The following is a 25,296-nucleotide window of genomic DNA, read 5'->3' on the forward strand; positions in this document are numbered from 1 at the left end:
GCGATGTCTTCTGGAAAATGCTACCGGGTCGGGAGGGTTTGAATCCCGTCGATCGCGATCATCCGCACCGCCTGCGCATCGACGCGGCAGCGGAAGGCGCGGCTCTCGCCCGCCTCGCGGTAACTGGTGCGCAGCAGCACATCGCCCTGCACGTCATAGCCATTGCCCAGAGGATGGGCCGAGCGGACCTGCCCGACCTGCGCCAGCGCGAAGCTGCGCCGCCCCTCGCCTTCCGCCGCCTTGGCGCAGGCATGGACCGCCGCCTCGTCGTCGGTTTCCGCGCGATAGGGCGATGGCGCCTCGGCGGCACGAACCGGACGGGAGACATCGATCGCACCCGAATCGCTATGGGGCGTCAAATTCTTGCCCGCGGTCAGCGCCACCGCCGTCGTGAGCAGCGCGCCCGCGACGAAGCCCCCGGCTACGGCGTCCGCCTGCTTGCGCTGTTGCAGGGTCTGCCATTGCCGTTCGCGGTCGGTGGGAATGAACGGTGCGACCGGCACGACCTGCGTCGACGTGGTGGGCGGAGACGCCCCGTTCTGCGCCGCGAGCGGCAGGGGAAGCGCCAGACCCGCCAGACCCGCCAGAATCCACCCGACCGCCATGCAACGCATTCCCAGCCTCCCTCGATTCGCGCCCGTAACGTTATACATCCCGGCTTTCGCCTGGCTGAACATGCTTGAAACGGCGGATACGAAAAAGGGCCGCGCCATCGCTGGCACGGCCCTCTCTCGAAGGTGTCTCGAAAGACGCGCGGAAATTACGCGGCTTCGTCGAAATCTTCCTCGGTCATGACCGGACCCGAATCCTGGCCCTTCGCCGAGACGTCGCGGTCGACGAACTCGATGATCGCCATCGGCGAGGCGTCCGACGCGCGGATGCCGGCCTTGATGATGCGGGTATAGCCACCGTTGCGGTCCGCATAGCGCGACGCCAGAACGTCGAACAGCTTCACCAGCTGCGCGTCGTCGAGCAGGCGGGCATGGGCCAGACGACGGTTCGAGAGACCGCCCTTCTTGGCCAGCGTCACCAGCTTTTCGACATAGGGACGCAGTTCCTTCGCCTTGGCGACGGTGGTGGTGATCTGCTCGTGCTTGATGAGCGCGGCCGACATGTTGCGGAAGAGCGCGGTACGATGAGCCGAGGTACGCTGCAGCTTACGGCCGCCGACGCGATGACGCATGGGTAGTTCCTTCGTTCGTTAAGGGGCCGTGTCACGGTACCCCAGACCTGGTGACCGTTGAGGCCGTCACCTTCGCCTATTCAAATCCTCCCCAAGCTGGCTTGGGGAGGGGGACCAGCGAAGCTGGTGGAGCGGCCCGACCGGATCACGGCGAAGCCGCGATCCTGACGTCGAACGGGTCGCCCGTGGGCGACCCGCCGGCCGGGCTGTTTTCGTCTCCGGCGCAATTTCTTGCGCCGGCGCGAAATCAGCCCATGATCTCCTGTTCCAGCTTCTTGGCCATTTCCTCGATATTCTCGGGCGGCCAGCCGGGGATTTCCATGCCCAGGCGCAGACCCATGGACGACAGCACTTCCTTGATTTCGTTCAGCGACTTGCGACCGAAATTCGGGGTGCGCAGCATCTCGGCCTCGGTCTTGCCGACCAGATCGCCGATATAGATGATGTTGTCGTTCTTGAGGCAGTTGGCCGAACGCACCGACAGTTCCAGCTCGTCGACCTTCTTGAGAAGGTAACGGTTGATCTGCTGCGCGTCGCTCTGCGGCTCGCCACCGGCGACCGGGAGCGCCGCCTGGCCCACGGGGGCCGCGCGGGTGAGCGCCGAGTCGTCGAAGTGCACGAACAGCGCCAGCTGGTCCTGAAGGATGCGCGCGGCATAGGCCACGGCGTCTTCCGGGGTCACGGTGCCGTCGGTCTCGACCGAGAGCGTCAGCTTGTCATAGTCCAGGTCCTGACCGACGCGGGTCGGGTCGACCTTGTACGACACCTGGCGAACCGGCGAGTAGAGCGCATCGACCGGGATCAGACCGATCGGCGCATCGGCCGGACGGTTGGACGCGGCGGGGACATAGCCCTTCCCGATATCGGCGGTCAGCTCCATGTTGAGCGTCGCACCTTCGTCGAGATGGCAGATCACCAGGTCCTTGTTCATGACCTCGATATCGCCCGACACGGCGATGTCGCCGGCCTTGACGGTGGCGGGGCCGGTCGCGGACAGCTGAAGCCGCTTGGGGCCTTCGCCCTGCATGCGGATCGCGAGCTGCTTCACGTTCAGGACGATGTCGGTGACGTCTTCACGCACACCGGCCAGCGACGAGAACTCGTGCAGCACGTTTTCGATCTTGATCGAGGTGACCGCCGCGCCCTGGAGCGACGACAGGAGCACGCGGCGCAGCGCGTTGCCCAGCGTCAGGCCGAAGCCACGCTCCAGCGGTTCGGCAACGAACGTCGCCTTCCGCTTGCCATCGCCACCCTTTTTCTCGAGCGCGTTGGGCTTCTTGAGTTCCTGCCAGTTCTTTGCGTTGACAGACACGTGGTTCCCCTGAGTTATGGGCCGGAACGGGGACGGTTCCAGCCGTGGAGAGAGGCATGGCCGACTCGTCAGCCGGCCATGGGAAGCATCAGACGCGGCGACGCTTGGAAGGCCGCACGCCGTTGTGCGGGATCGAGGTGACGTCGCGGATCGAGGTGATCTGGAAACCGACCGCCTGCAGCGCGCGCAGCGCCGACTCGCGGCCCGAACCCGGGCCCTTCACTTCGACTTCCAGGGTGCGCACGCCATGCTCGGCGGCCTTCTTGCCCGCGTCTTCCGCCGCGACCTGCGCCGCATACGGGGTCGACTTGCGCGAGCCCTTGAAGCCCATCATGCCCGCCGACGACCACGAAATGGCATTGCCCTGCGCGTCGGTGATGGTGATCATGGTGTTGTTGAAGCTGGCGTTCACATGCGCGACGCCGGCGGTGATGTTCTTGCGCTCGCGACGGCGAATGCGCTGCGGTTCACGTGCCATTAGATGATAATCCTGACCTGATATCCTGATGCGGAGAGCGGCGGGCGGTCAGCCACAAGCCTGCCTCCGGCGGAGTAATTCGTCCCCCGGACGAATTACTTCTTCTTGCCCGCGATCGGCTTCGCCTTGCCCTTGCGGGTGCGCGCGTTGGTGTGCGTGCGCTGGCCGCGGACCGGCAGGCCCTTGCGGTGACGCAGGCCGCGATAGCAGGCCAGGTCCATCAGGCGCTTGATGTTCATCGCGGTCTCGCGACGCAGATCGCCTTCCACCGTGTGATCGGAGTCGATCGTCTCACGGATCTGGAGCACTTCCTGGTCCGAAAGGTCCTGGACGCGACGGTCAGCGGCGATGTTCAGCTTGGCGGTGATTTCCTTCGCCTTGGCCGGACCGATGCCATGGATATAGGTCAGCGCGATCAATACGCGCTTGTTGGTCGGGAGGTTGACACCCGCAATACGTGCCATGAAATTTATTCTCCTAGCTCCACGAAGCATGGCATGGCCGCACATGCTCCATCTCATCGCGATGGTTCCGCCACGCGGAAGCGCGACGCACGCAGATCGCGCGTCGTGAAACCGGGGGTGGTGGAAGGATGGTCAGTTAGGGCCCGCGAAACCCACTGTCAAGCGATCGGTTCCCGAATCCGTCGCAATTCCAACCATCGGCGAAAGGACACGACAGCCCAGACCAGCTCGACCACGCCGAACGGCCAGGCCCCCTGCAAAAAGCCATAGGCCGACCCCGCCAGGCATCCCAACACGAAGCCCAGCGTCCACCAATGCGCGCCCGATTCCTTCGCATAGCAGACCAGGGTGAAGGAGACGGCGGCAAGGCCGAACAAGGAAAGGGAGTCCATGCTGCGGGGTGTAAAGCGCTGAGCCCAGCGGGCAAGTGCCTGCAACTCCTCCCCTGCAAGGGAAGGTGGCGCGCGCAACGCGTCGGAAGGGTGTCACCCCTATCGAGGGCGCGATACCCCTCCGTCAGGCCTTCGGCCTGCCACCTCCCCTTGCAGGGGAGGAAAGCGTCGTCACGGAATCACCAGCCGCGCGATCAGCCCCGGCGCATTGTCCGCCAGCTCGAACCGCCCGCCATGCAGCCGGGCGACGGCCTCGATCAGCGCCATGCCCAGCCCCGCCCCCGGCGTGGTGCGCGCAGTATCGAGCCGCCCGAATCGCTTCAGCGCCTGCGCCCGGTCCGCCTCGGCGATGCCGGGACCGCGATCCTCGACCTGAAAGACGATCCCCTCCACCCCGCGCGACAGGCGCAGCGTGACCTGCGCCCCCGACGCGCCATGTTTCAGCGCATTGTCGATCAGGTTGGACAGGGCCTGGCTCATCAGCTCGCGGTGGAGCGGCAGCGGCGCGGGGCGATCCTCCACCTCGATCAGGAAACGCAGTCCGGCATCCTCGGCGACCGGCGCATAGAGCTCGCCAATCTCCTCGACCAGATCGGCGGGGGCGACCAGCGTGAACCGGTCGCGCGTCACCGATTCGGACCGGCTGATCTCGATCACCATGGTCAGCATGCGCATGATGAGATCGGTTTCGACCAGCAGCCCGCCCAGCGCCGCCTCGCGCTGGTGCGGATCGGCGATCAGCACCGCCTGCTCGGTCTTGGTCCGCAACCGGGCGAGCGGCGAGCGGAGATCATGCGCCAGGCTGTCGGTGACGACGCGCAGCTCGGCCATCAGCTGCTCGATCTTGCCCAGCATCGCGTTCAGCCGCTCGGCCAGCCGGTCGAAGGCGTCGCCCTCGTCGCTGTCGGCACGGACCAGCGACACGCGCCGGGTCAGGTCGCCCTCGCCCGCCGCGTCGATCACCGCGACAATGGTGTTGAGCCGCCCCGCGACATAATGCGCCAGCACCAGCCCCGTGCCGACCCCCAGCATCAGCGACAGGAAGACCGCCAGCGCCAGCGCCCGCTCGATCGCGATCTGCTGCGCCTCGATCAGGTCGAGCGGACGCCCGACCAGCAGCCAGTCGTTACCGATCGGATGCAGCGTATAGCCCGCCTCGCGCGAGGCCCAGACGCCCTCGCCGCCCAGCATGGCGATGCGGAACGGCGTATCCGCCAGCGGCACCGCCAGATGGCGCGGTGCATAGCCCGCCATCCGGTGCCCCCGGCTGTCATAGATGGCCAGGACCAGCGTGACGTCGCCCGGCTCGCGCGCATGGGTGATCGCATCGGCCAGCGCGGGCAACGCGCCCGTCCGCCAGACGGCGCGCAGCGCATCCGCCTGCTCGACGATCTCGCGGTGAAGCGCGGCGACCGCGTCGGCGCTGGTCTGTTTCCAGATGAAACCGACCAGCACGAGGTTGGACAACAGCGCCAGGACGACCGAAAGCAGCGCGATCCGCGCCGATATCGTCAGGCGCAGCTTCACCCCTCCACGGCCAGCCGATAGCCCGCGCCGCGCACCGTATGCAGGATCGGGGTGCCGAAGCCTTCCTCCAGCTTGCGCCGCAGCCGCCCGATATGGACGTCGACCACGTTGGAGCCGGGGTCGAAATGATAGTTCCAGATCTTCTCCAGCATCATCGTGCGGGTGACGACCTGCCCGGCATGGCGGGCGAGGAATTCGAGGAGGTTGAACTCGCGCGCGCCGACCGGGATGATCTTGCCCGCGCGGGTGACGGTGCGCGCCAGCAGGTCGATCTCCAGGTCGCCGACGCTCAGCTTGGTGCGCGTCGGCTCGGACGCGGTGCGGTCCGACCGGCGGACCAGCGCCTCGATCCGCGCAGACAGCTCGGCGAAGGAGAAGGGCTTGCACAGATAGTCATCGGCCCCGGCCTTCAGCCCGTCGACCCGGTCGTCGACCGTCGCCAGCGCCGACAGGATCAGCACGGGGGTGGAAATCCCCGCCGCGCGGATCGCGCTGACCATCGCCAGCCCGTCGAGGCGGGGCAGCATCCGGTCGGCGATGATCAGGTCGAATATGCCCTCGCTCGCCAGGAACAGGCCGTCGCGCCCGTCCCCGCATTGTTCGACGGCATAGCCCGCCTCGGCCAGTCCCTTGGCGACATAGGCGGCGGTGGAGGCATCGTCTTCGACGATCAGGATTTTGCGACTCATCGGCTCGTCTGCTCCGGCATCGGACGACTTTCTGTCAATCAGGATCGGTGCCGCGACAAGGACGACCGTCGCCGGTCGATCGCGCCGCCCGGATAAGCGATGCCAGTGAAAGGCCGGCGGAAAGCGCGCTCTCCGCCGGCCCCGACGGCACCCCCGGGAGTGTCGGGCGCCGAGCTCTTCGAACTCTGTGACCGCAGGGCTACAGGCTGACGGGATACCCCGGGGTGACCATAACGTGAAAAATACGTCATCCTGCACCCGGCCCGTCGGCGTCCCGCCCGGCGATGCCCACGGCTTCGGAGCAAATAAAGGCTCCGCTTCCCGATCTATTTTTAAGATTTTGACAAGACTTGCTTTTATGAATGTCTGTCATGAAGGTCGATCCCCTGCCCATGCCCTCCCGCGAAGAGCGCCGCATGGCCGCCGTCCAGGCTCATGCGCTGCTCGACAGCGAGCCGGAGGCCGAGTTCGATGCGCTGGTCTCGCTGGCCGCCGATATGCTCGGCTGTCCGGTCGCGGCGCTGACCCTGGCGGATCGCGACCGTTTCTGGGTCAAGTCGGCGGTCGGCCCGCTGCCCAGCGAGATGCCGCGCAAAGTCGCCTTTTGCGACCACACGATCGAGGCCCCCGACCTGATGATGGTGCCCGACCTGACGCGCGATCCGCGCTTCGCGGCCAATCCCTTCGTCACCGGCGAGGCGGCGACCCGTTTCTATGCGGGGATGCCGATCCGCGTTCCCGACCTGGACGGCACGCCCCAGGCGATCGGCTCGCTCTGCGTCATGGACGCCAGCCCTCGGTCGCTGAGTGCGGCGGGGGAGCGGACGCTGCGCCATCTCGCCAGGCTGGCCGAGGCGTTGATCGCCGCGCGCGCCATCGCCCGCCGGGCCACCGCCATGGCCGAGCTGAGCGATCGCCAGGCCGAGGACCTGCGCGCCAAGGAACATACCGTGCGCCAGGTCGAGCGGCTGGCGTTGATCGGATCGTGGCGGATCGATCTGGCGGACGGACACGCCACCTGGTCCGAGGGGGTGTACCGAATCCACGAACTGCCGCCGGGCAAGACGTTCACGGTCGAACAGGGCCTGTCCTATTACCCGCCCCAGTCGCGCGACCAGCTGCGCTCGACCATCGAGCAGACCATTCGGACCGGCGAGTCGTTCGACATCGAACTGGATTTCATCACCGCGCTGGGGCGGCGTCGCCGGGTCCGCGTGATGGGCGAGCGCGAGATGCTGGACGGGCGGGCAAGCGGGGTGGTGGGCATGTTCCAGGACGTGACCGAGCGGCATCTGCTGGAGACCCAGCTTCGCCGCAACGCCGATACCGACGCGCTGACCCTGCTGGCCAACCGCGCCGCGTTCGACCGCGCGCTGGAAACCGCGATCGCCGAGGCGTCGGCGAACGACACCCCGCTCGGGCTGGTGCTGATCGATCTCGACGGGTTCAAGCTCGTCAACGACACGCTCGGCCACCCCGCCGGGGACGAGGTCCTGCGCGTCGTCGGCCAGCGGCTGCGCAGCGACTGGCTGGACGGCTGTTTCGTCGCGCGGCTGGGCGGTGACGAATTCGGCGTGATCGTCCAGGACCCCGCGCTCCTCGCCGATCCCGAGCGGATCCGGACGCGGATCGAGGCGCTGCTGATCATCGCCGTCACCGCCGAGGGCCTGACCATGCATTGTTCGGGCACGGTCTGCCTCACGACGCTGCCGCCGGGATGCGCGACGACGCGCGATTTCATGCATCACGCCGACAGCCGCCTGTACGGTGCCAAGCGCGAGCGGGTCGGCGAACGGCGGCACGGCGACAGGCGGCAGAACGACCGACGCCAGGGGGACCGGCGGCAGGACGACCGGCGGCAGGCGGGCTGACGCGCTCGGCCCTTTCCTCGGGCCCGGCCAACCCCATATAGCGGGTCCATGTCCTCGCGCGCCCGCGTCCTCGTCCTGAATTCCGCCCTCGGCCCGCTCGATTACCGCGTTCCCCAGGGCATGACGGTCGAGCCGGGATCGATCGTCGTTGCGCCGCTCGGCCCCCGCCAGTTGCTGGGCGTGGTGTGGGAGCCCGAGCGGATGCCCTCGGATGCCGAGGTCGGCGACAATCGCCTGCGCCCGCTGCTCGGCGTGGCCGATGCCCCGCCATTGCCGACCCCCTTGCGCCGGTTGATCGAATGGACGGCGGACTATTATCTCGCCCCGCCCGCCGCGGTCGTGCGGATGGCGCTGTCCTCCACCTCCGCGCTGGAGGGGGCCCGGACCGTCACCGAATATCGCGTCACCGGCCATGTCCCCGACCGCCTGACCCCGCAGCGCGCGCAGGCGCTGGAGCGGATCGGCGATCGACAGGGCCTGATCCGGGAACTGGCGACGATGGCGGACGTGTCCGACGCGGTGATCCGGGGCCTCGTCAAGAATGGCGCGATCGAGGGGGTGGAGGTCGATATCGACAGCCCCTTCCCCCTTCCCGATCCCGATCATCACCGCCCGACCCTGTCTGACGACCAGCGTGCGGCGGCGGACATATTGGTCGCGGGCGTGGCGGCGCGGAGCTTCCAGCCGGTGCTGCTCGACGGGGTCACCGGATCGGGCAAGACCGAGGTCTATTTCGAGGCGGTCGCGCAGGCGGTGGCCGAGGGACGGCAGGTGCTGGTCCTGCTCCCCGAAATCGCGCTGACCGAGCCGTTCCTCAAGCGTTTCCACGACCGCTTCGGCTGCGAGCCGGTGGCGTGGCACTCCGGCCTGCGCTCCTCGCAGCGTCGGCGCGCCTGGCGGGCGATCGCCAGCGGCCAGGGAATGGTGACGGTGGGCGCGCGCTCGGCGCTGTTCCTGCCCTATGCCAATCTCGGCCTGATCGTCGTCGACGAGGCGCATGAGACCAGCTTCAAGCAGGAAGACGGCGTCCATTATCATGCGCGCGACGTGGCGGTGATGCGCGGCCTGTTCGAGCCGTGCCCGGTCATCCTCGCCTCCGCCACCCCCGCCATCGAGACGCGGCAACAGGTCGCGCTGGGCCGCTATATTGAGGTCAAGCTGCCCGGCCGATTCGGCCCGGCGCAGATGCCGACGATCGAGGCGATCGACCTGATCCAAGACCCGCCCGAACGCGGCCGCTGGATCGCGCCCAAGCTGGTCGCGGCGATGAAGCAGGTGCTGGAGAAGCGCGAACAGTCGCTGCTCTATCTCAACCGGCGCGGCTATGCCCCGCTGACCCTGTGCCGGACCTGCGGGCATCGGTTCCAGTGCCCCAACTGCACCGCCTGGATGGTCGAGCATCGGCTGGTGCGGCGGCTGGCCTGCCATCATTGCGGCCATGTCCTGCCCACCCCGCGCGCCTGCCCCAAATGCGACGGTGAGGACACGCTGGTCGCCTGCGGCCCCGGCGTCGAGCGGATCGCGGACGAGGCGACCGCGCTGTTCCCCGAGGCCAAGATCGCGGTCGTCACCTCCGACACCATCTGGTCGCCCGCCAAGGCGGCGGAGTTTGTCGGGCGGATGGAGGCGGGCGATATCGACATCGTCGTCGGCACGCAGTTGATTACCAAGGGCTATCACTTCCCCAATCTGACCCTGGTGGGGGTGATCGACGCCGATCTGGGGCTGGACGGCGGCGACCTGCGCGCGGCGGAACGCACCTTCCAGCAGATCCGCCAGGTATCGGGTCGCGCGGGACGCGGCGCCAAGCCGGGCCATGTCTTCATCCAGACGCACAGCCCCAAGGCCCAGGTGATGCAGGCGCTGGTGACGGGCGATGCCGAAGCCTTCTACGCGGCGGAAACCGAGGCCAGGCGCGATGCCGATGCCCCGCCCTTCGGCCGCTATGCCGCGATCATCATCTCGTCCGAGGATCAGGGCGCGGCCCAGTCGACCGCCGCCATGATCGCCCGCGCCGCGCCCAAGGTCGAAGGCATGCACGTCTTCGGCCCCGCCCCCGCCCCGCTGGCGATGCTGCGCGGGCGGCATCGGTTCCGCTTGCTGGTCCACGCCCGGCGGGCGCTGGCGGTGCAGGATGTGATCCGCGAATGGCTGGGCGGGGTGGAATGGTCCACCAAGGTGCGCGTCGCGGTGGATGTGGACCCGTATAGCTTTTTGTGAGCGCTCTGGGGGCGAGCAGGTCGTCCGCCCCGGGCACGCCCCTCCCGCAGGCGGGAGGGGATGGGGGAGGGAAAGCCGCGAGCGATGGTCTCTGCGAGAACCCATGCCCTCCCCAAACCCCTCCCGCCTGCGGGAGGGGCTTACCGACTGTGGAGGCGGTTTCCCTTCGCCTTCGACTTCGCTCAGGCTGAACGACGGTTGAGGATAGCCGCCTTACCCCCGCTCCGTTCAGCCTGAGCGCAGTCGAAGGCCACGCCCCGAACAAACGAAAACGGCCGCAGCTTGCGCCGCGACCGTTTCAAAACCCCGGTAAGGGAAAAAACCTTACCCCGCATGCTCCGCCAGCACGGTCAGGCCCTTGGGCCCCACCTCGGCGAAGCCGCCGCGGATCTGGATCGATTCCGGCTCGCCCTTGTCGGTGCGGTACACCTGGATCGCGCCGTCGCGGATGGTCGACATGAAGGGCGCATGGCCCTCCAGCACGCCGAAATCGCCCTCGGTGCCGGGAACGACCACCATATGCACCTCCTCCGAGCGAAGGAGCTTTTCGGGCGTGACGAGTTCGAAGTGCAGCATGGTCTAGTATCTCGCATCGCTCTCCCCGCCGGGGAGAGGAAAGAGGGGGACGGACCAGGCCGTCCCCCCTGTCATCAGGCTTCCTGAGCCAGCTTCTCGGCCTTGGCGACGGCTTCGTCGATGCCGCCGACCATGTAGAAGGCCGCTTCCGGCAGATGGTCATACTCGCCGTCGACCACCGCCTTGAACGAACGGATCGTGTCTTCGATCTGGACGAACTTGCCCGAGATGCCGGTGAAGACTTCCGCGACGTGGAAGGGCTGCGACAGGAAGCGCTGGATCTTGCGGGCGCGCTGGACGGTCAGCTTGTCCTCTTCGGACAGCTCGTCCATGCCCAGGATCGCGATGATGTCCTGCAGCGCCTTGTAGCGCTGGAGCAGCGACTGGACCGCACGGGCCGTCTCATAATGCTCCTGGCCGACGATGCGCGGCTCCAGCACGCGGCTGGTCGAGTCGAGCGGGTCGACGGCCGGGTAGATGCCCAGTTCCGAGATGGCGCGGTTGAGCACGGTCGTCGCGTCCAGGTGGGCGAACGAGGTGGCCGGCGCGGGATCGGTCAAGTCGTCGGCGGGCACGTACACGGCCTGAACCGAGGTGATCGAGCCCTTGTTGGTCGAGGTGATGCGCTCCTGCAGCGCGCCCATGTCGGTCGACAGGGTCGGCTGATAGCCCACGGCCGACGGGATGCGGCCGAGCAGCGCCGACACTTCCGCACCCGCCTGGGTGAAGCGGAAGATGTTGTCGACGAAGAACAGCACGTCCTGGCCTTCCTGGTCGCGGAAATATTCCGCGATGGCGAGACCCGACAGCGCGACGCGGGCACGGGCGCCCGGCGGCTCGTTCATCTGGCCATAAACCAGCGCGACCTTCGAGCCCTCGCTGATCGCGTTGCCCTCGGCATCCTTGGCGATGACGCCCGCGTCGAGGAATTCGTGATACAGGTCGTTACCCTCACGGGTCCGCTCACCGACGCCCGCGAAGACCGAGGTGCCGCCATGGCCCTTGGCGATGTTGTTGATCAGTTCCTGAATCAGAACCGTCTTGCCGACGCCCGCGCCGCCGAACAGGCCGATCTTGCCGCCCTTCGCATAAGGCGCGAGCAGGTCGATGACCTTGATGCCGGTGACCAGGATCGCGCTCTCGGTCGACTGCTCGACGAACTCGGGCGCCTTGGCGTGGATCGGCGCGCGCAGGTCGGTGGCGACGGGCCCGCGCTCGTCGATCGGCTCGCCGACGACGTTCAGGATGCGGCCGAGCGTCGCGGGGCCGACCGGAACCTGGATCTGGTTGCCGGTGTCGGTCACGCTCTGCCCGCGGGTCAGGCCCTCGGTCGTGTCCATCGCGATCGTGCGGACGGTGTTCTCGCCCAGATGCTGCGCGACTTCGAGCACCAGACGGGTGCCGTTGTTATCCGTCTCCAGCGCCGACAGGATCGCGGGCAGGTGATCGGGGAAGTGAACGTCGACGACCGCGCCGATGACCTGGGCGATCGTGCCGACATTGTTGGTGGCCGTGGTCGGCCGGATGTCCTCAGCGGCGGTTGCCATCATTGCTTCCTTGGTTCGGTAGAGCCCGACATAGCTTCGGGGCGGGTAAAGGTCACGACCAGACGGCGGCCACCGTCGATCTTGTCACGGGTAACATGGTAATCGGCGCCGGTCAGGTGGCCGGTGGTGGCGCTTTCGGTCTGGATCGCGGCCGCAACCGCATCCTTGCCGTCCAGACCCAGCTGATCCATCGGCTTGGTCACCCAGCGGATGAACTGCGTCTTGGCGAACGGGCTGGAGTCGAGATTGACGAGATCGAGCGTGAAGCGAAGCGTGTTCAGCGCCTTCGCATCGCCCTCGACGATCAGATTGGCCATATTGACCGGCGCCACCGACGGATCGGCCATCGGCGTCGCCTGCGCGATCGCGCGATACTGGCCCTGGACGGGCGCGTAGCCGCTCATGCGAAAGCCCATTCGGTCGAGCAGGCTGACCGTCTCCGGCGCATTGCCGAATATGGTGGCCCAGCCGCCCGTCACGAGCGGTGTCGGCGTCGCGCGGGGTGCATCCTTAGGCTGATCGGACGCCTGGCCGCATCCGGCCAGAGCGACCGTCAGGCCCAGAAGGAGCGCAGCCTTCATCAGAGCGCCTCGGCGCCCGAGATGATTTCGACCAGCTCGGTGGTGATCGCGGCCTGACGCGTGCGGTTATACTGGATCGACAGGCGGCGGATCATGTCGCCCGCATTGCGCGTGGCATTGTCCATCGCGTTCATCTGCGACCCGTAGAAACCGGCCTGGTTCTCCAGCAGCGCGCGGAAGATCTGCACCGCGACGTTGCGCGGCAGCAGCGCGTCGAGGATGTCCTCTTCGCTCGGCTCGAACTCGGCGACCGCCTCGACCGAGGTTTCGGCCTTGGTGGCTGCGGGCATCGGCACCGGGATCAGCTGCTGCGCGACTGGGTCCTGCACCAGCGCCGAGACGAACTTGGAATAGAACAGGTGCGCCACGTCGAACTCGCCGCGCTCGAAGCGGGCGATCAGATCGTCGGCGATGACGCGCGCGTCGTCGAACTTGGGCGCCTTGATCGCGCTCATGTCGTGATCGGCGAGGATCGCGTTCGGGAAGAAGCGCTTCAGCACGCGCCCCTTCTTGCCCGCGATGTAGAACTTCACCGTCTTGCCCTGCGCGGTCAGCTCTTCGGCCTTGCGGCGCGCGGCGCGGACGATGTTGGTGTTGAACGCACCCGCCAGGCCACGCTCGGAGGTCGCGACGACCAGCAGCTGGACATCGTCCTTGCCGGTGCCCGCCAGCAGCGGCGACGCGCCGACGCCGCCCACGCGCGCGGCCATGCCGGCCATCACCGTTTCCAGCCGCTCGGCATAGGGACGGCCGTTCTGCGCCGCGTCCTGCGCCCGGCGCAGCTTGGCGGCGGCGACCATCTTCATCGCCTTGGTGATCTTCTGGGTCGACTTGACCGAGTTGATCCGGATTTTGAGGGCCTTGAGGGACGCCATCTTAGTCCTTCTTCTCCCTCTCCCCACTGGGGAGAGGGCCGGGGTGAGGGGCTGCCACGGATGAGACGGCCTGTGTGGCGCCCCTCACCCAACCCTCTCCCCGGAGGGGAGAGGGCTTACATGCCGTCTTACGCGAAGATCTTCGCGAACTGGTCGAGCGCGGCCTTGAGCTTGCCCTTGGCCTCGTCGCCCAGATCCTTGGTGTCGCGGATCATCGCCAGCACATCGGCATGATCGTTGCGCAGATAAGCGAGCATCGCCGCTTCGTAGCGGACGACCTGCGCCACCGGCACGTTGTCGATATAACCGTTGGTGCCCGCGAAGATCGACGCCGTCTGCTCCTCGAAGGGCAGCGGGTTGAACTGCGGCTGCTTGAGCAGTTCGGTCAGGCGCGCACCGCGGTTGAGCAGCTTCTGAGTCGAGGCGTCGAGGTCCGAGCCGAACTGCGCGAAGGCGGCCATTTCGCGATACTGGGCGAGCTCCAGCTTGATCGAGCCCGACACCTTCTTCATCGCCTTGGTCTGCGCGGCCGAGCCGACGCGGCTGACCGACAGGCCGACGTTGATCGCCGGGCGGATGCCCGCGAAGAACAGGTCGGTTTCGAGGAAGATCTGGCCATCGGTGATCGAGATCACGTTGGTCGGGATGTACGCCGACACGTCGCCCGCCTGGGTCTCGATGATCGGCAGCGCGGTCAGCGAACCGGCGCCATTGGCGTCGTTCATCTTGGCCGCACGCTCGAGCAGACGGCTGTGCAGATAGAAGACGTCGCCGGGATAGGCTTCACGGCCTGGCGGACGGCGCAGCAGCAGCGACATCTGACGATAGGCAACGGCCTGCTTCGACAGATCGTCGAACACGATCAGCGCGTGCATCGCATTGTCGCGGAAATATTCGCCCATCGCGGTGCCGGTGTACGGCGCCAGGAACTGAAGCGGCGCGGGCTCCGACGCGGTCGCGGCGACGACGATGGAATATTCCATCGCGCCATTCTCTTCGAGCGTCTTGACCAGCTGCGCCACGGTCGAGCGCTTCTGACCCACGGCGACGTAGATGCAGTAGAGCTTCTTCGACTCGTCGGTGCCCGCGTTGACCGTCTTCTGGTTGATGAAGGCGTCGATCGCGACGGCCGACTTGCCGGTCTGGCGGTCGCCGATGATCAGCTCGCGCTGGCCACGGCCGACGGGGACGAGGGCGTCGATCGCCTTCAGGCCGGTCTGGACCGGCTCATGCACGCCCTTGCGCGGAATGATGCCCGGCGCCTTCACCTCGACGCGGCGGCGCTCGGTCGCCTCGATCGGGCCCTTGCCGTCGATCGGGTTGCCCAGGCCGTCCACGACGCGGCCCAGCAGGCCACGGCCGACCGGCACGTCGACGATGGTGCCGGTGCGCTTGACGGTGTCGCCTTCCTTGATCTCGGCGTCCGAGCCGAAGATCACGACGCCGACATTGTCGGCCTCGAGGTTGAGGGCCATGCCCTGCACGCCATTGGCGAACTCGACCATCTCGCCCGCCTGGACATTGTCGAGGCCGTAGATGCGCGCGATGCCGTCACCGACGCTCAGCACCTGGCCGGTCTCGCTGACCTGGGCCTCGGTGCCGAAATTGGCGATCTGGTCCTTGATGACCTTGGAGATTTCTGCGGCGCGGATATCCATGGAACGTCAGCCTTTCATCGCGCTGGCGAGCGCATTCAAACGGGTGCGGATCGAGCTATCGATCATCTGGGAACCGATGCGGACGACAAGCCCGCCGAGCAGGTCCGGATCGACCGACAGGTCGACCGAAACCTCACGGCCGACGCGGGTGCGCAGCTGCTGCTTGAGCGCTGCGACCTGGTCCTCGGTCAGCGGGTGGGCGCTCGTCACCTCGGCGGCGACCTCGCCGCGATGGCGGCTGGCCAGCTGGCGGTACGCGCGGATGATCTGCGGCAGCGCCGAGAGGCGCCGATTCTCGGCGAGCACGCCGAGGAAATTCTTGGTCACGCCGTCGAGGCCCAGCGTGTCGGCGACCGCCAGGATCGCCTTGACGGCGGCCCCGCGCGCCACGACCGGGCTCTTGGTCAGCGCCGCTAGGTCCTTGTCGGCGGCCAGCGCATCGCGAAGGGTCACGAGGCTCGCCTCGATCGTGTCGATCGAACGGCCCTCAACGGCCGTTTCGAACAGCGCGAGCGCATAACGTCCACCCAGGCTCGCCTGGATGCCGCCTGTGCCGCTTATAGTACCGCCGGACATCTCCACGGATGCGAATTCCTCGAACAACGAACGGGTTGGCCCCATGGGGAACGGGGCGCGAAAAACGCGCCTCCGATGGGTTGGCGGGCGGTTAGCATCGGGAACCTTGGGATGCAAGCTGCGTGGCGCATCTTGTGACAGGATGGTGACGCAAGTTTAACGGCTTTGGGCGCAAGCCGTGGGATGTATGCCACAGCGGCGCTGCTATCATGCCCCCGTCCCCAGGCCGGGGATCGTCGGAAGCCGTTGAAATGACTGACTCGCCCCGCCTTTTCGATGCGGATGCCGCCTGGGATGCCTTTTGCCGCAGGGACCGGCGGGCGGACGGGCAGTTCGTCGTCGCGGTCCGGACCACCGGCATCTATTGCCGCCCCAGCTGTGCCGCCCGGCGCCCCCGGCGCGAACATGTCCGCTTCCACGCCGATAGCGCCTCGGCGCGGGCAGCGGGCTATCGCGCGTGCCTGCGCTGCCTGCCCGACGACGTCGCGCGCGACCGGCAGGCGGTGGCCGAGGCGGTCGCCTTGCTCGAGGCCATGGAGGGCACCCCCGCGCTGACCGAGCTGGCGGCGCGGGTCGGCTATGCGCCGCATCATTTCCATCGGCTGTTCCGACGCGCGACCGGGGTGACGCCCGCCGCCTATGCCCGCGCGTTGCGCACCGATCGCGCCGCGCGGGCGCTGGCGAGCGGATCGAGCGTGACGCACGCGGTATACGAGGCGGGCTATGCCGGGCCGAGCCGATTCTATGCCGACAGCGAACAGCGGCTGGGCATGGCGCCCGGCCAGTGGCGGCGCGGCGGCGAGGGCGTGACGATCGAATGGGCGGTGGTCGATTCCCCGCTGGGCGCGCTGCTCGTGGCGGTCACGCCGCGCGGGGTGGCGCGGATCGCCTTCGAGGGGGACGCGGCGGGCCTGTGCCAATCCCTCCCCTCCGCCACGATCCGCCCGGCGGAGGGGGCGATCCGCGATCGCCTCGCCAGCGCCGTCGCCGCTGCCACCCCGCCCGACCCGCTGCTCGCCGAACCCGCGCGGCGCACCGCCTTCATCGCGGCGGTTGCGGGCGCATGGCGGACCGGCGGCTAAGGCCTATTCGCCGGGCGATTGCCCCGACATGGCGCCCAGCGCCTTGCGCACCGCATCGCCATTGCCCGCGTCGAGCAGCGTCAGCAGCTGCGCCGCCGGATTGTCGGGCGGCATATGCGGGTCGAAGGCGAGCGGGCGCAGCAGGCCCTTCGCCGTATCGATATGGTTGGCGCCGATCTCATGCGCCGCCAGCGTGAAGCGCAGCCCCTTGTCCTGCGGCACGAGCTGGAAGGCACGCTCCAGCCCGAGGACGGCGGACTCGCGCGGCTTTTCGCCCGCCATCACGAAGCTGCGATAGAATATCGCCAGCGGCTCGGCGGCATTGGGATCGGCCCGATTGGCGCGGATAATCCAGCTGCGCGCCTCCCCCCAGCGCTTCGCATCCTTGCTATGCTCGGCTTGGGCGCGGCGCAGATGGATCAGCCCCTTGTAGAGCAGCGCCTGTTGCGACTTGGCATCGACCGCCAGCGCGCGGTCCGCCGCCGCCTCGGCCGCCGCATCCTCGCCCGCATCATAGGCCATTTCGGCGAACCAGCCCTGCGCCACCGCATCCTGCGGATAGGAGGCCGCGAGCGACGCGGCGCGCTCATAGACCTGCCGCGCGCTGGTCTGGTCGACGCCGCGATCCGACCGCATCCGCAGTTCGATCAGCGCCTGTTCGCCGGGGCTTAGCACGCGCACCGCGACCTGCGGCTTGGGCAGCCGGTCATAGGGGATCAGCATCCCCGGTATCCGGCTCTTGCGCAGATAGCTCTCCAGCTCCCGGTCGAGCTGCTTGAGCGAGCCATAGGCCTGGTCGCCCGCCGCGATGCTGGGCGTGCCGGTGTTGAGCAACGTCAGATAGTGGTTGAACTTCGCCTTCTGGGCCGGGTCGAACATCAGCAAATGGGTCAGCAGCCAGCCGCGCCCATAGACCTGATCCAGCTCGGCGGGCCCCAGCTTGCGGCGCGACGAATCGAACAGCGTCTCGATCGGCAGCTTGCTGCTGTCGAGCAGGCCATAGGCGCGGTGCTGCGCCGCGACGCCGACCATCACCCCGTCGCGATCGAACCGCGCCGTGCTGGCGAACTCGGAAAAGCCTTCCGAGAACCAGGCGGGATAGGCGACGGTCGAATTGCCGAACAGGAAATGATGGCCATATTCGTGGAACAGCACGATCTGCGGCTGGAGCGCATTGGGGCCGTCGCCATCGCCCCGGATCGGGGTGAACGCCACCGAGCCCGAGGCGCGCGGCTGGTAGAAGCCGGCGACATGATCGCCGTCCTTGCCGTACAGCCGCCGGATCGCCGCCACATTGGCCACGGCATAGACGGTGACGGGGTTGCTCTCCTGCCCGTCGACCTCGGGCAGATGGTAGAAATAGCGCAGCACGCCGTCGAACTGCTCCAGCCGCGTCGCCATCGCGCGGATCGCGTCCTCGGACATGTTGCCATAGATGACGAAGTGCCGGGCGCGCGCCTCGCGCCATTCGGCCTGTGCCGGACGGCCCAGAAACGCCGTGCAGACCATCATCAGCGCCGCCGCCATCCAGCGACGCGCGCGCATTCCCCCCAAGATCATCCCCGGCCCTCCCAAGCCGCTTCAGCCAAGGCCCCTTCTCACCGCAAGGAGGGATCGAGGCAAGCCCCATAGGGCCTTGCCCCCGGACTTTGTCAGGTCGAGCGACAGCTATAGACCAGCTTCTCGTTGGGAAGCGGCGGCAGTTGCTGGCGAATCTGCGCCTGTTCGCTCTGCAGCCGCTGGAGCGCGGCATCGTCGCGGGTGCAGGCGCGCGGGGTGGCGGGCTGGCGCAGCTTGCGGATCGCCTCCATCGTCGCGGCGGGCAGCAGATAGCGGGTCTGGGTATAGCGGCGCGTGACAGGATCGAAGCGCGCGACGGTCACCGTCTGCTCGTCATCGGGGACCAGGATACGCTGCCAGCCGTCCTCGCCTTCCAGGAACTGGACATTGCGGTCGGCACAGCCGTCCGCACCCCAGTCCAGCCGCGCCTCGGCGGTGGAGGATATGGTGATTCGGCTGCGATCGGGCTCCAGGGTGCAGATCAGCGCGCCCAGCGCCTTGCCCGGCGGCGACGCGCTGGGCATCGTCGTCATTTCGGGCGGCAGCGCGATCTCGCCGGAGGGGCGCAGCAGGAACACGACCACCGCCGCGACGATCGCGGCCCCGCCCGCCGACACGGTCCAGATGGCGGGCCGCCGCCGACCGCGCGATTCGAGCAGCCCCGCCGCGCCGATGCCCAATGCGCCGCCGACCAGCAGCAGCGCGGCGATCGCCATGACATTCTCCCGCGACCGCTCGGCCTGGGCGCGGGCGGTGGCCAGCGCCGCCTCGCGACGGATCGCGGCGGTGTTGGCGGCCTCGCGCCGGGCGGCGGCGGCATCGGCGATCGCGCGCGCGCATCCGCCGCGCTGTCCTCGCGCAGCCGCTCCTCGATCGAGGTGCAGGGCATACCGACCGCAGTATAGGGCTGCTTGGCGGCGCGAAGGAATGCCATCAGCTCGGTATCGGCGATCGCGAAGCCGAAGGTCGAATCGCCGTCATCCGCACGCGTCAGCGCCGAATTCACCCCGATCACCCGCCCGCAAGGGTCGAGCAGCGGCCCGCCCGAATTGCCGCGCGCGATGCTGGCGGTGTGGAGCAGCACCTCGATCCCGGTCAGCGCGCGGCGGCCCGAGGCGACACCCTGCGAACGGACGGGCGAGAGCGGGCGGATATAGTCGGCGGCCGACTGCGCGGTCGCCAGGTCGACATTGCCCGGATAGCCGAGCGCGATGACCTGATCCCCCTCGGTCACCGGGCCGGTGAACAGCGCCACGGTCGGCAGCTTGGCCTCGCTGACCTCGATCAGCGCCAGGTCGCGGTGCGCGTCATAGGCGATGACCCGGCCCTGATAGGATTTGCTGCCCTCGGACGGCACGACGCCGATCACGACATTGTCGGGATAGCGCTCGGCCAGCTCGACGACATGCGCGTTGGTGACGATCCGGTTGGGTGCGACCGCAAAGCCCGAGCCATGGCCGAACCCCGCTACCTGGTCGTCGACCATCGCGATGGTGACGACCCGCACCACCCCGCGCGCGGTCGCGGCGATGTCGTCCGCCCCGGCGGCGACGGGCATCAGTCCCAGCACGGCCAGCATCAGCGGCAGGAAACGGGCGAGGACGAACCGGCTCAACATGTCCTGCGCGCCATATCCCGCCATTTCCATGCCCCGCAACCGGGATCGGTTAGGCTTATGGTAAATCTTGCCATTTACCCCTGCCCGCCATGTCATGGGGAATTGCGGGATGAGTGCGTTCGGTCGCCGTCACGGTCTGGGAAGCGGGCAAGCGGGCCGCCCCGCCTTCGGCGTCGCGCGGCCGATGCACGGCCCCGGCCCGGCTCCTCGCCCCGATGGCGATTCGGCGGCCGCCGGACAGCCGCTGTCCCCGCCCCCCTTTGCCGAGGGCCCGCGCGCCGCACCCGCCACCGCCGCCGATGCGATGCAGCGGCTGGCCGAACGCCAGGCCGCCCCGGTCGACGGCACCGCCGCGCGCGGCGAGGGCTTCGAGGCGTCGATCCACCGGATCAAGGAACAGGTGCTCCCCCGCCTGCTCGAACGCGTCGATCCCGAGGCCGCCGCGACGCTGGGCAAGGACGAGCTGGCCGAGGAATTCCGCCCGATCATCGGCGAGGTGCTGGCCGAGCTGAAGCTGACACTCAACCGGCGCGAACAGTTCGCACTGGAAAAGGTGCTGGTCGACGAACTGCTCGGCCTGGGGCCGCTCGAGGAATTGCTGGCCGATGCCGACATCACCGACATCATGGTCAACGGTCCCGAGCAGACCTATGTCGAGCGCAAGGGCCGGCTGGAGCTCGCCCCCATCCGCTTTCGCGACGAGGAGCATCTGTTCCAGGTCGCGCAGCGAATCGTCAACTCGGTCGGCCGCCGCGTCGACCAGACCACGCCGCTGGCCGATGCCCGCCTGAAGGACGGCAGCCGCGTCAACGTCATCGTGCCGCCGCTGTCCCTGCGCGGCACCGCCATCTCGATCCGCAAATTCTCCGCCAAGCCGATCACCATCGACATGATGGCGGCGGGCGGATCGATGAGCCAGGACATGGCGACCCTGTTGAAGATCGCGGGCGCATGCCGGTTCAACATCGTCATCTCAGGCGGCACCGGGTCGGGCAAGACGACGATGCTGAACGCCTTGTCCAAGATGATTGACCCCGGCGAGCGCGTGCTGACCATCGAGGATGCCGCCGAGCTTCGCCTGCAACAGCCGCACTGGCTGCCGCTGGAGACGCGTCCCGCCAATCTGGAGGGCCAGGGCGAGATCTCGATTCGCGACCTGGTGAAGAACGCGCTGCGCATGCGGCCCGACCGGATCATCCTGGGCGAAATCCGCGGGAGCGAATGTTTCGACATGCTGGCCGCGATGAACACCGGCCATGACGGGTCGATGTGCACGCTCCACTCCAATTCCCCGCGCGAGGCGCTGGCCCGCATGGAGAATATGGTGATGATGTCGGACATCAAGGTGCCCAAGGACGCGATCAGCCGCCAGATCGCCGACTCGGTCGATCTGGTCATCCAGGTCAAGCGCCTGCGCGACGGCAGCCGCCGCGTGACCAACATCACCGAGGTGATCGGCATGGAAGGCCCGGTGATCGTGACCCAGGAGTTGTTCGCCTTCGCCTATCTGGACGAGGGCACCGACGGCAAGATCATCGGCGAGTTCCGCTCGGCGGGCCTGCGCCCCTATACGCTGGAAAAGGCCAAGCAGTACGGCTTTGACGAGGCGCTGCTGGAGGCATGCCTCTGACGCCGATCGACATTCAGCGATGCCTTATCCTTCCCTCGCCCCTCGCAGAGGGGAGAGGGTTGCGCAGACTTGGTCTTTGCGAGAGCAAAGGCTTAGTCGGAGCTCGGTGAGGGGTGGGCGCTCGCTTGGCGAGCGCGCGAGCCCTTGGGCTCGCTCAACCCCTCACCCAAGCTGCGCTAGCCAGCACGCTGGCAAGCTTCGCTAACCCTCTCCCCTGTCCAGGGGAGAGGGAAGAAGAAGCAATACTGAATGTCGATCCGACCTAACACCGGGCGCACGCGATTTCCCGCGCGCGCAGCTGCGGGCTGGGCTAGGCGTTGGGGCACGATGCCTCGCCTCTTCTATCTGCTCCCCGTCCCGTTCCTGCTGGCCACCGCGATGGCGGTCCCCCGTGCCGATCAGGCTTCCAAGCCCGCCGCGTCCGGTGCCGGGGCGGACGATATCGTCGCCGCCGCCGCGCGCGATCCGGGGGTCCAGACCCTGGCCCCCGATGCCGAGCAACGCTGGATCCCCTTTCAGCTGACCCCCGGAAACCAGATCCGCTTCGCCATGACGATCGACGGGCAGCGCGTCTCGGCGATCCTCGACACCGGGGTCAGCTTCACCCTGTTGTCCAAGAGTTCGCCCGTCGCCGCCAAAGCCAAAGTGCGCCCCGGCGGAGAGGCCAGCGCGATCGGCGGCGCGGTGGCGGTCGGATGGATGCCGACCCGCACCCTAGCGCTGGGCGGTCTGACCCGCAGGGGCGGCGGCGTGGTGGTCGCACCGCTGCCCGCGCTGGCGACCGGGGATGCGACGCCGGTCGACCTGCTGGTCGGGCGCGACCTGCTGGCCGCCCATGCGCTCGACATCGACTATGGTGCCAAGCGCTTCCGCCTGATCCCCTCGGGCCGGATGCCCTTTACCGGGGCGACGGCGCCGCTGAGCGTCTCGACCGAGCGGCGCGTCTATGAAAGCGCGGTCGGCCTGGGGGCGGCCAAGCTGTCGCCGGTGATCGTGGACACGGGGGACGGATCGTCGCTGACCGTGACCCAGGCGGGATGGCGCGCGGCGCGGTTGTCCGCGCTGCCGACGACGACCGCGATCGGCTTCGGGCTGGCGGGGGCCAGTATCAACGATCTGGCGATCGTCCCCACGGTCCGGCTGGGCACGCTGACCGCGAGGGAGGTCGAGGTGCGGATCGAGCCCGCGCAGGGGTTCAGCGAATCGGTCGGCGCGGCGGGACGGATCGGGTCGGGCTTTCTCCAGCGCTACCGCGTCCTGCTCGATCCCGGCGCGGGGCGGATGATCCTGTCGCCCGGCCCCGATGCGGACAAGCCCATGCTGCGCTCGACGGCGGGGCTGTTGATGGGCGTGGCGGGCGACCGGCTGCGCGTGCTGCACGTCATGCGCGGCGGCCCGGCGGCGAAGACCGGCTGGCGCGACGGCGACACCATCTGCGCCATCGACGGACAGCCGATCCCCAAGGACTATGTCGACAGCCCCCTCGCCCGCTGGACGGTCGGCAAGCCCGGCACCGTCGTCCGCCTGCGCACCTGCGACGGGCAGGATCGCTCGCTGACGCTGGCGCGCTTCTATTGAGCCGCTATCGCCGCTTTCCCCATTCGCGCGCCACCGTATAGCCCAGATAGCCGGTGCCGAAGAGCGCATAGAGCGGCTCGGGTATGGCGGCGAGATATTGCGCCATGCCCCGGATCATCGCCGCAGCCATGGCGGGCCGCAGACCGGCGAGCAGCCCCATCGGGATGCTCCACAGCAGCAGCGCGTACATGACATAGAGGAAGGTCGGCCGCGCCCGGCGGGTCCAGGCATCGCCACCCTCCCCCGCCGCATCGTCGATGCCGTCGCCGCCGGTCACGACAGCCGGTCCGCGAGCCAGCCGTACAGGAACGCCTCATTGGCGGGCCGCCGCTCGGCGAGCGTCAGATAGCGTTCGCCCTGCAACGCCTCGACCGCCTTCAGCAGCACGGTCTCGCCCGCCGCCCCGCGATGGCGCAGGAACGCGGCCAGCGCGGCCAGCGTGGCGGGGCCGATCCGCCCGTCGGGCACCAGGTCGGGATAGTCGCGCCCGCCGCGGTTCAGGGCGGTCAGCGCGCGTTGCAGGAACCCGGCCGCCACCCCCGGCCCCATGTTGACGCCGGTGTCGAACAGCTCCTCGGCCAGCGTCGGGGCCAGCGCGCCCACCCGGTCGAGCCCCGGCGCGGTCCAATAGAGCCGCCGATAGATCGCCTCCGCCCGCGCCAGCGGCAGGCGGCGCATCGGCCCGGTATAGCCGTCGGCGCGCGCGACCGTCTCGGTGATGCCGAACCGCGTCGCGCCGCCCCGGTCGGCGGGGTGATCGCTGTAATCGCCCTCGCGCGCGATCACCTGTGCGATCAGCGCATCGACCCCCGCCGTCTTGTTCCCCTGTCCCATATCACCCTCCCATGACAGGAGGGAAAGAACCATATCGGTTCGCTGTAGGACAGGGATTTTATGCCTGGGGCAGGACGCTGCGCGCCAAGGCCAGCGTGCCCAGCGGCCCCGCCTGGTCGCCCAGCTGCGCATGGACGATCCGGTTGGCGACCTGTGCGGCGTCGACGAAGGGCAGATAGCCCGACAGCTTCTCGACCGTGGCGGCCCGCACCATGTCGAGCAGGTGCGGCTGGCCCACGCCCACGCCGCCGCCGATGACGATTCGCCCGCAGGCCAGCGTCAGGAACAGTCCGGCAAAGCTCTCCGCCAGCGCATCGGCGACGAAGCCCCAGACGGGATCGTCCGCCGCCAGCTCCTGGGCGGGCTTGCCCGCGCGCGCGGCGATGGCGGGGCCCGCCACCAGTCCTTCCAGGCAATCGCCGTGGAACGGGCAGGAACCCGCAAAGGTGTCGCCCGGCACCCGGCGGACGCGGACATGGCCCGCCTCGGGGTGCATCCGGCCCGACACCGGCTGGCCGTTGACGATGATGCCCATGCCGACGCCGGTGCCGATGGTGACATAGACATGGTCGGACAGGCCGCGCGCCGCGCCCCATTGCCCCTCGGCCAGCGCCGCGCCGGTCACGTCGGTATGGATCGCGACGCGATCGCCAAAGCCCTCGGCCAGCGCGCCCGCCACGTCCGCACCCGCCCAGCCCGGCTTGGGGGTGGCAAGCATATGGCCATAGTCCATGCCGGTCTTGTCCAGCGCGATCGGGCCGAAGCTGCCGATGCCGAGCGCCTCGGGCCGATATTCGTCGCGCCATTCGGCCAGACGCTGGCGCAGCGCGGCCAGCGTGACGGCGGGCGTGGTCGTCGGCAACCGCTCGGATACCAGAATGTCCCGTCCGCGCCCGATCAGTACAATCGATTTCGTACCGCCAAGCTCGACCCCCGCGACGATCCGATCCTGTGCCTCGGTCATTCCATTCTCCCGCCAGACTCTTATTCGCTAAGATGTGCGCGCCTGCGCGAAACCGCGCGTCGCGGTCAAGAGCGAGGCTGC

The 25,296-nt window shown here is 68.3% G+C and carries 25 protein-coding genes; 5 read left to right on the forward strand and 20 right to left on the reverse strand.

All coding sequences use genetic code 11. The annotated features are described in order from the left end of the window. Nucleotides 1-20: 20 nt before the first annotated feature. From QE385_RS06980 to QE385_RS07015, 8 genes are all read right to left on the reverse strand, one after another. A complete protein-coding gene (locus QE385_RS06980) occupies nucleotides 21-605 on the reverse strand; it encodes a hypothetical protein (protein ID WP_307100365.1) in 585 nt (194 codons plus the stop codon). Between the two features lie 155 nt (nucleotides 606-760). Next, nucleotides 761-1,183, reverse strand: a complete 423-nt coding sequence (rplQ, locus tag QE385_RS06985; RefSeq protein ID WP_307100367.1) for a 50S ribosomal protein L17 — start codon at nucleotides 1,181-1,183, stop codon at nucleotides 761-763. 247 nt (nucleotides 1,184-1,430) lie between these two features. Then, complete coding sequence (locus QE385_RS06990) at nucleotides 1,431-2,495, reverse strand: DNA-directed RNA polymerase subunit alpha (protein ID WP_307100369.1); 1,065 nt, start codon at nucleotides 2,493-2,495, stop codon at nucleotides 1,431-1,433. Between the two features lie 88 nt (nucleotides 2,496-2,583). Then, complete coding sequence (gene rpsK / locus QE385_RS06995; protein ID WP_007405180.1) at nucleotides 2,584-2,973, reverse strand: 30S ribosomal protein S11; 390 nt, start codon at nucleotides 2,971-2,973, stop codon at nucleotides 2,584-2,586. Nucleotides 2,974-3,068: 95 nt separating this feature from the next. Beyond that, entirely contained in the window at nucleotides 3,069-3,437 is a 369-nt protein-coding gene (rpsM, locus tag QE385_RS07000; protein ID WP_307100371.1) for a 30S ribosomal protein S13, read from the reverse strand. A gap of 158 nt (nucleotides 3,438-3,595) precedes the next feature. Beyond that, nucleotides 3,596-3,874, reverse strand: coding sequence for a hypothetical protein (locus QE385_RS07005; RefSeq protein ID WP_307100373.1), 279 nt, complete (start codon nucleotides 3,872-3,874; stop codon nucleotides 3,596-3,598). A gap of 126 nt (nucleotides 3,875-4,000) precedes the next feature. Further along, entirely contained in the window at nucleotides 4,001-5,356 is a 1,356-nt protein-coding gene (locus QE385_RS07010) for a HAMP domain-containing sensor histidine kinase (protein WP_307100374.1), read from the reverse strand. Further along, entirely contained in the window at nucleotides 5,353-6,045 is a 693-nt protein-coding gene (locus tag QE385_RS07015) for a response regulator transcription factor (protein ID WP_307100376.1), read from the reverse strand. Before QE385_RS07015 ends, QE385_RS07010 begins: the two co-directional genes overlap by 4 nt. Before the next feature lie 371 nt (nucleotides 6,046-6,416). Here QE385_RS07015 and QE385_RS07020 point away from each other — a divergent pair, with 371 nt between their 5' ends. Both QE385_RS07020 and QE385_RS07025 read left to right on the forward strand, forming a co-directional pair. Further along, on the forward strand, nucleotides 6,417-7,916 hold the full coding sequence (locus QE385_RS07020; protein WP_307100378.1) for a sensor domain-containing diguanylate cyclase: 1,500 nt from the start codon (nucleotides 6,417-6,419) through the stop codon (nucleotides 7,914-7,916). A gap of 48 nt (nucleotides 7,917-7,964) precedes the next feature. Beyond that, nucleotides 7,965-10,136, forward strand: a complete 2,172-nt coding sequence (locus QE385_RS07025) for a primosomal protein N' (protein ID WP_307100380.1) — start codon at nucleotides 7,965-7,967, stop codon at nucleotides 10,134-10,136. A gap of 324 nt (nucleotides 10,137-10,460) precedes the next feature. On the opposite strand, the gene QE385_RS07030 is transcribed toward QE385_RS07025, so the two are convergent. From QE385_RS07030 to QE385_RS07055, 6 genes are all read right to left on the reverse strand, one after another. Then, nucleotides 10,461-10,712 (reverse strand): ATP synthase F1 subunit epsilon, encoded by a 252-nt coding sequence (locus QE385_RS07030; RefSeq protein WP_007405041.1) that lies wholly within the window; start codon nucleotides 10,710-10,712, stop codon nucleotides 10,461-10,463. Nucleotides 10,713-10,786: 74 nt separating this feature from the next. Next, nucleotides 10,787-12,259: a F0F1 ATP synthase subunit beta gene (gene atpD / locus QE385_RS07035; RefSeq protein ID WP_307100383.1), complete on the reverse strand. Its 1,473-nt coding sequence runs from the start codon at nucleotides 12,257-12,259 to the stop codon at nucleotides 10,787-10,789. Continuing rightward, nucleotides 12,259-12,840 carry a hypothetical protein gene (locus QE385_RS07040; RefSeq protein ID WP_307100385.1) on the reverse strand — a complete coding sequence of 194 codons (582 nt, stop codon included), beginning with the start codon at nucleotides 12,838-12,840 and terminating at the stop codon, nucleotides 12,259-12,261. Before QE385_RS07040 ends, atpD begins: the two co-directional genes overlap by 1 nt. Beyond that, on the reverse strand, nucleotides 12,840-13,715 hold the full coding sequence (locus QE385_RS07045) for a F0F1 ATP synthase subunit gamma (RefSeq protein ID WP_261269889.1): 876 nt from the start codon (nucleotides 13,713-13,715) through the stop codon (nucleotides 12,840-12,842). Before QE385_RS07045 ends, QE385_RS07040 begins: the two co-directional genes overlap by 1 nt. Before the next feature lie 128 nt (nucleotides 13,716-13,843). Next, nucleotides 13,844-15,373, reverse strand: coding sequence for a F0F1 ATP synthase subunit alpha (atpA, locus tag QE385_RS07050; RefSeq protein WP_007406897.1), 1,530 nt, complete (start codon nucleotides 15,371-15,373; stop codon nucleotides 13,844-13,846). 6 nt (nucleotides 15,374-15,379) lie between these two features. Next, nucleotides 15,380-15,949: a F0F1 ATP synthase subunit delta gene (locus QE385_RS07055; protein WP_307104613.1), complete on the reverse strand. Its 570-nt coding sequence runs from the start codon at nucleotides 15,947-15,949 to the stop codon at nucleotides 15,380-15,382. A gap of 251 nt (nucleotides 15,950-16,200) precedes the next feature. On the opposite strand from QE385_RS07055, the gene QE385_RS07060 reads away from it, so the two are divergent. Then, nucleotides 16,201-17,031, forward strand: coding sequence for a bifunctional transcriptional activator/DNA repair enzyme AdaA (locus QE385_RS07060; RefSeq protein WP_373424645.1), 831 nt, complete (start codon nucleotides 16,201-16,203; stop codon nucleotides 17,029-17,031). A gap of 3 nt (nucleotides 17,032-17,034) precedes the next feature. Here the strand turns inward: QE385_RS07060 and QE385_RS07065 are convergent, their stop codons facing one another. The 3 genes from QE385_RS07065 to QE385_RS07075 form a co-directional block, all read right to left on the reverse strand. Then, nucleotides 17,035-18,591 carry a hypothetical protein gene (locus QE385_RS07065; RefSeq protein ID WP_307100387.1) on the reverse strand — a complete coding sequence of 519 codons (1,557 nt, stop codon included), beginning with the start codon at nucleotides 18,589-18,591 and terminating at the stop codon, nucleotides 17,035-17,037. Between the two features lie 92 nt (nucleotides 18,592-18,683). Further along, the gene (locus QE385_RS07070; RefSeq protein ID WP_307100389.1) at nucleotides 18,684-19,208 is read right to left on the reverse strand and encodes a hypothetical protein; all 525 of its coding nucleotides are present in this window, start codon (nucleotides 19,206-19,208) and stop codon (nucleotides 18,684-18,686) included. Next, nucleotides 19,121-20,209: a S1C family serine protease gene (locus QE385_RS07075; RefSeq protein WP_307100391.1), complete on the reverse strand. Its 1,089-nt coding sequence runs from the start codon at nucleotides 20,207-20,209 to the stop codon at nucleotides 19,121-19,123. Before QE385_RS07075 ends, QE385_RS07070 begins: the two co-directional genes overlap by 88 nt. A gap of 109 nt (nucleotides 20,210-20,318) precedes the next feature. Here QE385_RS07075 and QE385_RS07080 point away from each other — a divergent pair, with 109 nt between their 5' ends. Both QE385_RS07080 and QE385_RS07085 read left to right on the forward strand, forming a co-directional pair. Then, entirely contained in the window at nucleotides 20,319-21,839 is a 1,521-nt protein-coding gene (locus QE385_RS07080; RefSeq protein WP_307100393.1) for an ATPase, T2SS/T4P/T4SS family, read from the forward strand. A gap of 327 nt (nucleotides 21,840-22,166) precedes the next feature. Then, the gene (locus tag QE385_RS07085) at nucleotides 22,167-23,417 is read left to right on the forward strand and encodes an aspartyl protease family protein (protein WP_307100395.1); all 1,251 of its coding nucleotides are present in this window, start codon (nucleotides 22,167-22,169) and stop codon (nucleotides 23,415-23,417) included. Between the two features lie 4 nt (nucleotides 23,418-23,421). On the opposite strand, the gene QE385_RS07090 is transcribed toward QE385_RS07085, so the two are convergent. Genes QE385_RS07090 through QE385_RS07100 form a run of 3 tightly spaced genes read right to left on the reverse strand, consistent with a single transcriptional unit; the run spans nucleotide 23,422 to nucleotide 25,215 of the window. Further along, complete coding sequence (locus tag QE385_RS07090; protein ID WP_307100397.1) at nucleotides 23,422-23,694, reverse strand: 3TM-type holin; 273 nt, start codon at nucleotides 23,692-23,694, stop codon at nucleotides 23,422-23,424. Then, nucleotides 23,691-24,251 carry a glycoside hydrolase family 108 protein gene (locus QE385_RS07095; RefSeq protein WP_307100400.1) on the reverse strand — a complete coding sequence of 187 codons (561 nt, stop codon included), beginning with the start codon at nucleotides 24,249-24,251 and terminating at the stop codon, nucleotides 23,691-23,693. Before QE385_RS07095 ends, QE385_RS07090 begins: the two co-directional genes overlap by 4 nt. 58 nt (nucleotides 24,252-24,309) lie before the next feature. Next, on the reverse strand, nucleotides 24,310-25,215 hold the full coding sequence (locus QE385_RS07100) for an ROK family protein (protein ID WP_307100403.1): 906 nt from the start codon (nucleotides 25,213-25,215) through the stop codon (nucleotides 24,310-24,312). Nucleotides 25,216-25,296: the final 81 nt, after the last annotated feature.

The organism is Sphingomonas sp. SORGH_AS_0950, assembly GCF_030818415.1.
Classification (GTDB): Bacteria; Pseudomonadota; Alphaproteobacteria; order Sphingomonadales; family Sphingomonadaceae; genus Sphingomonas.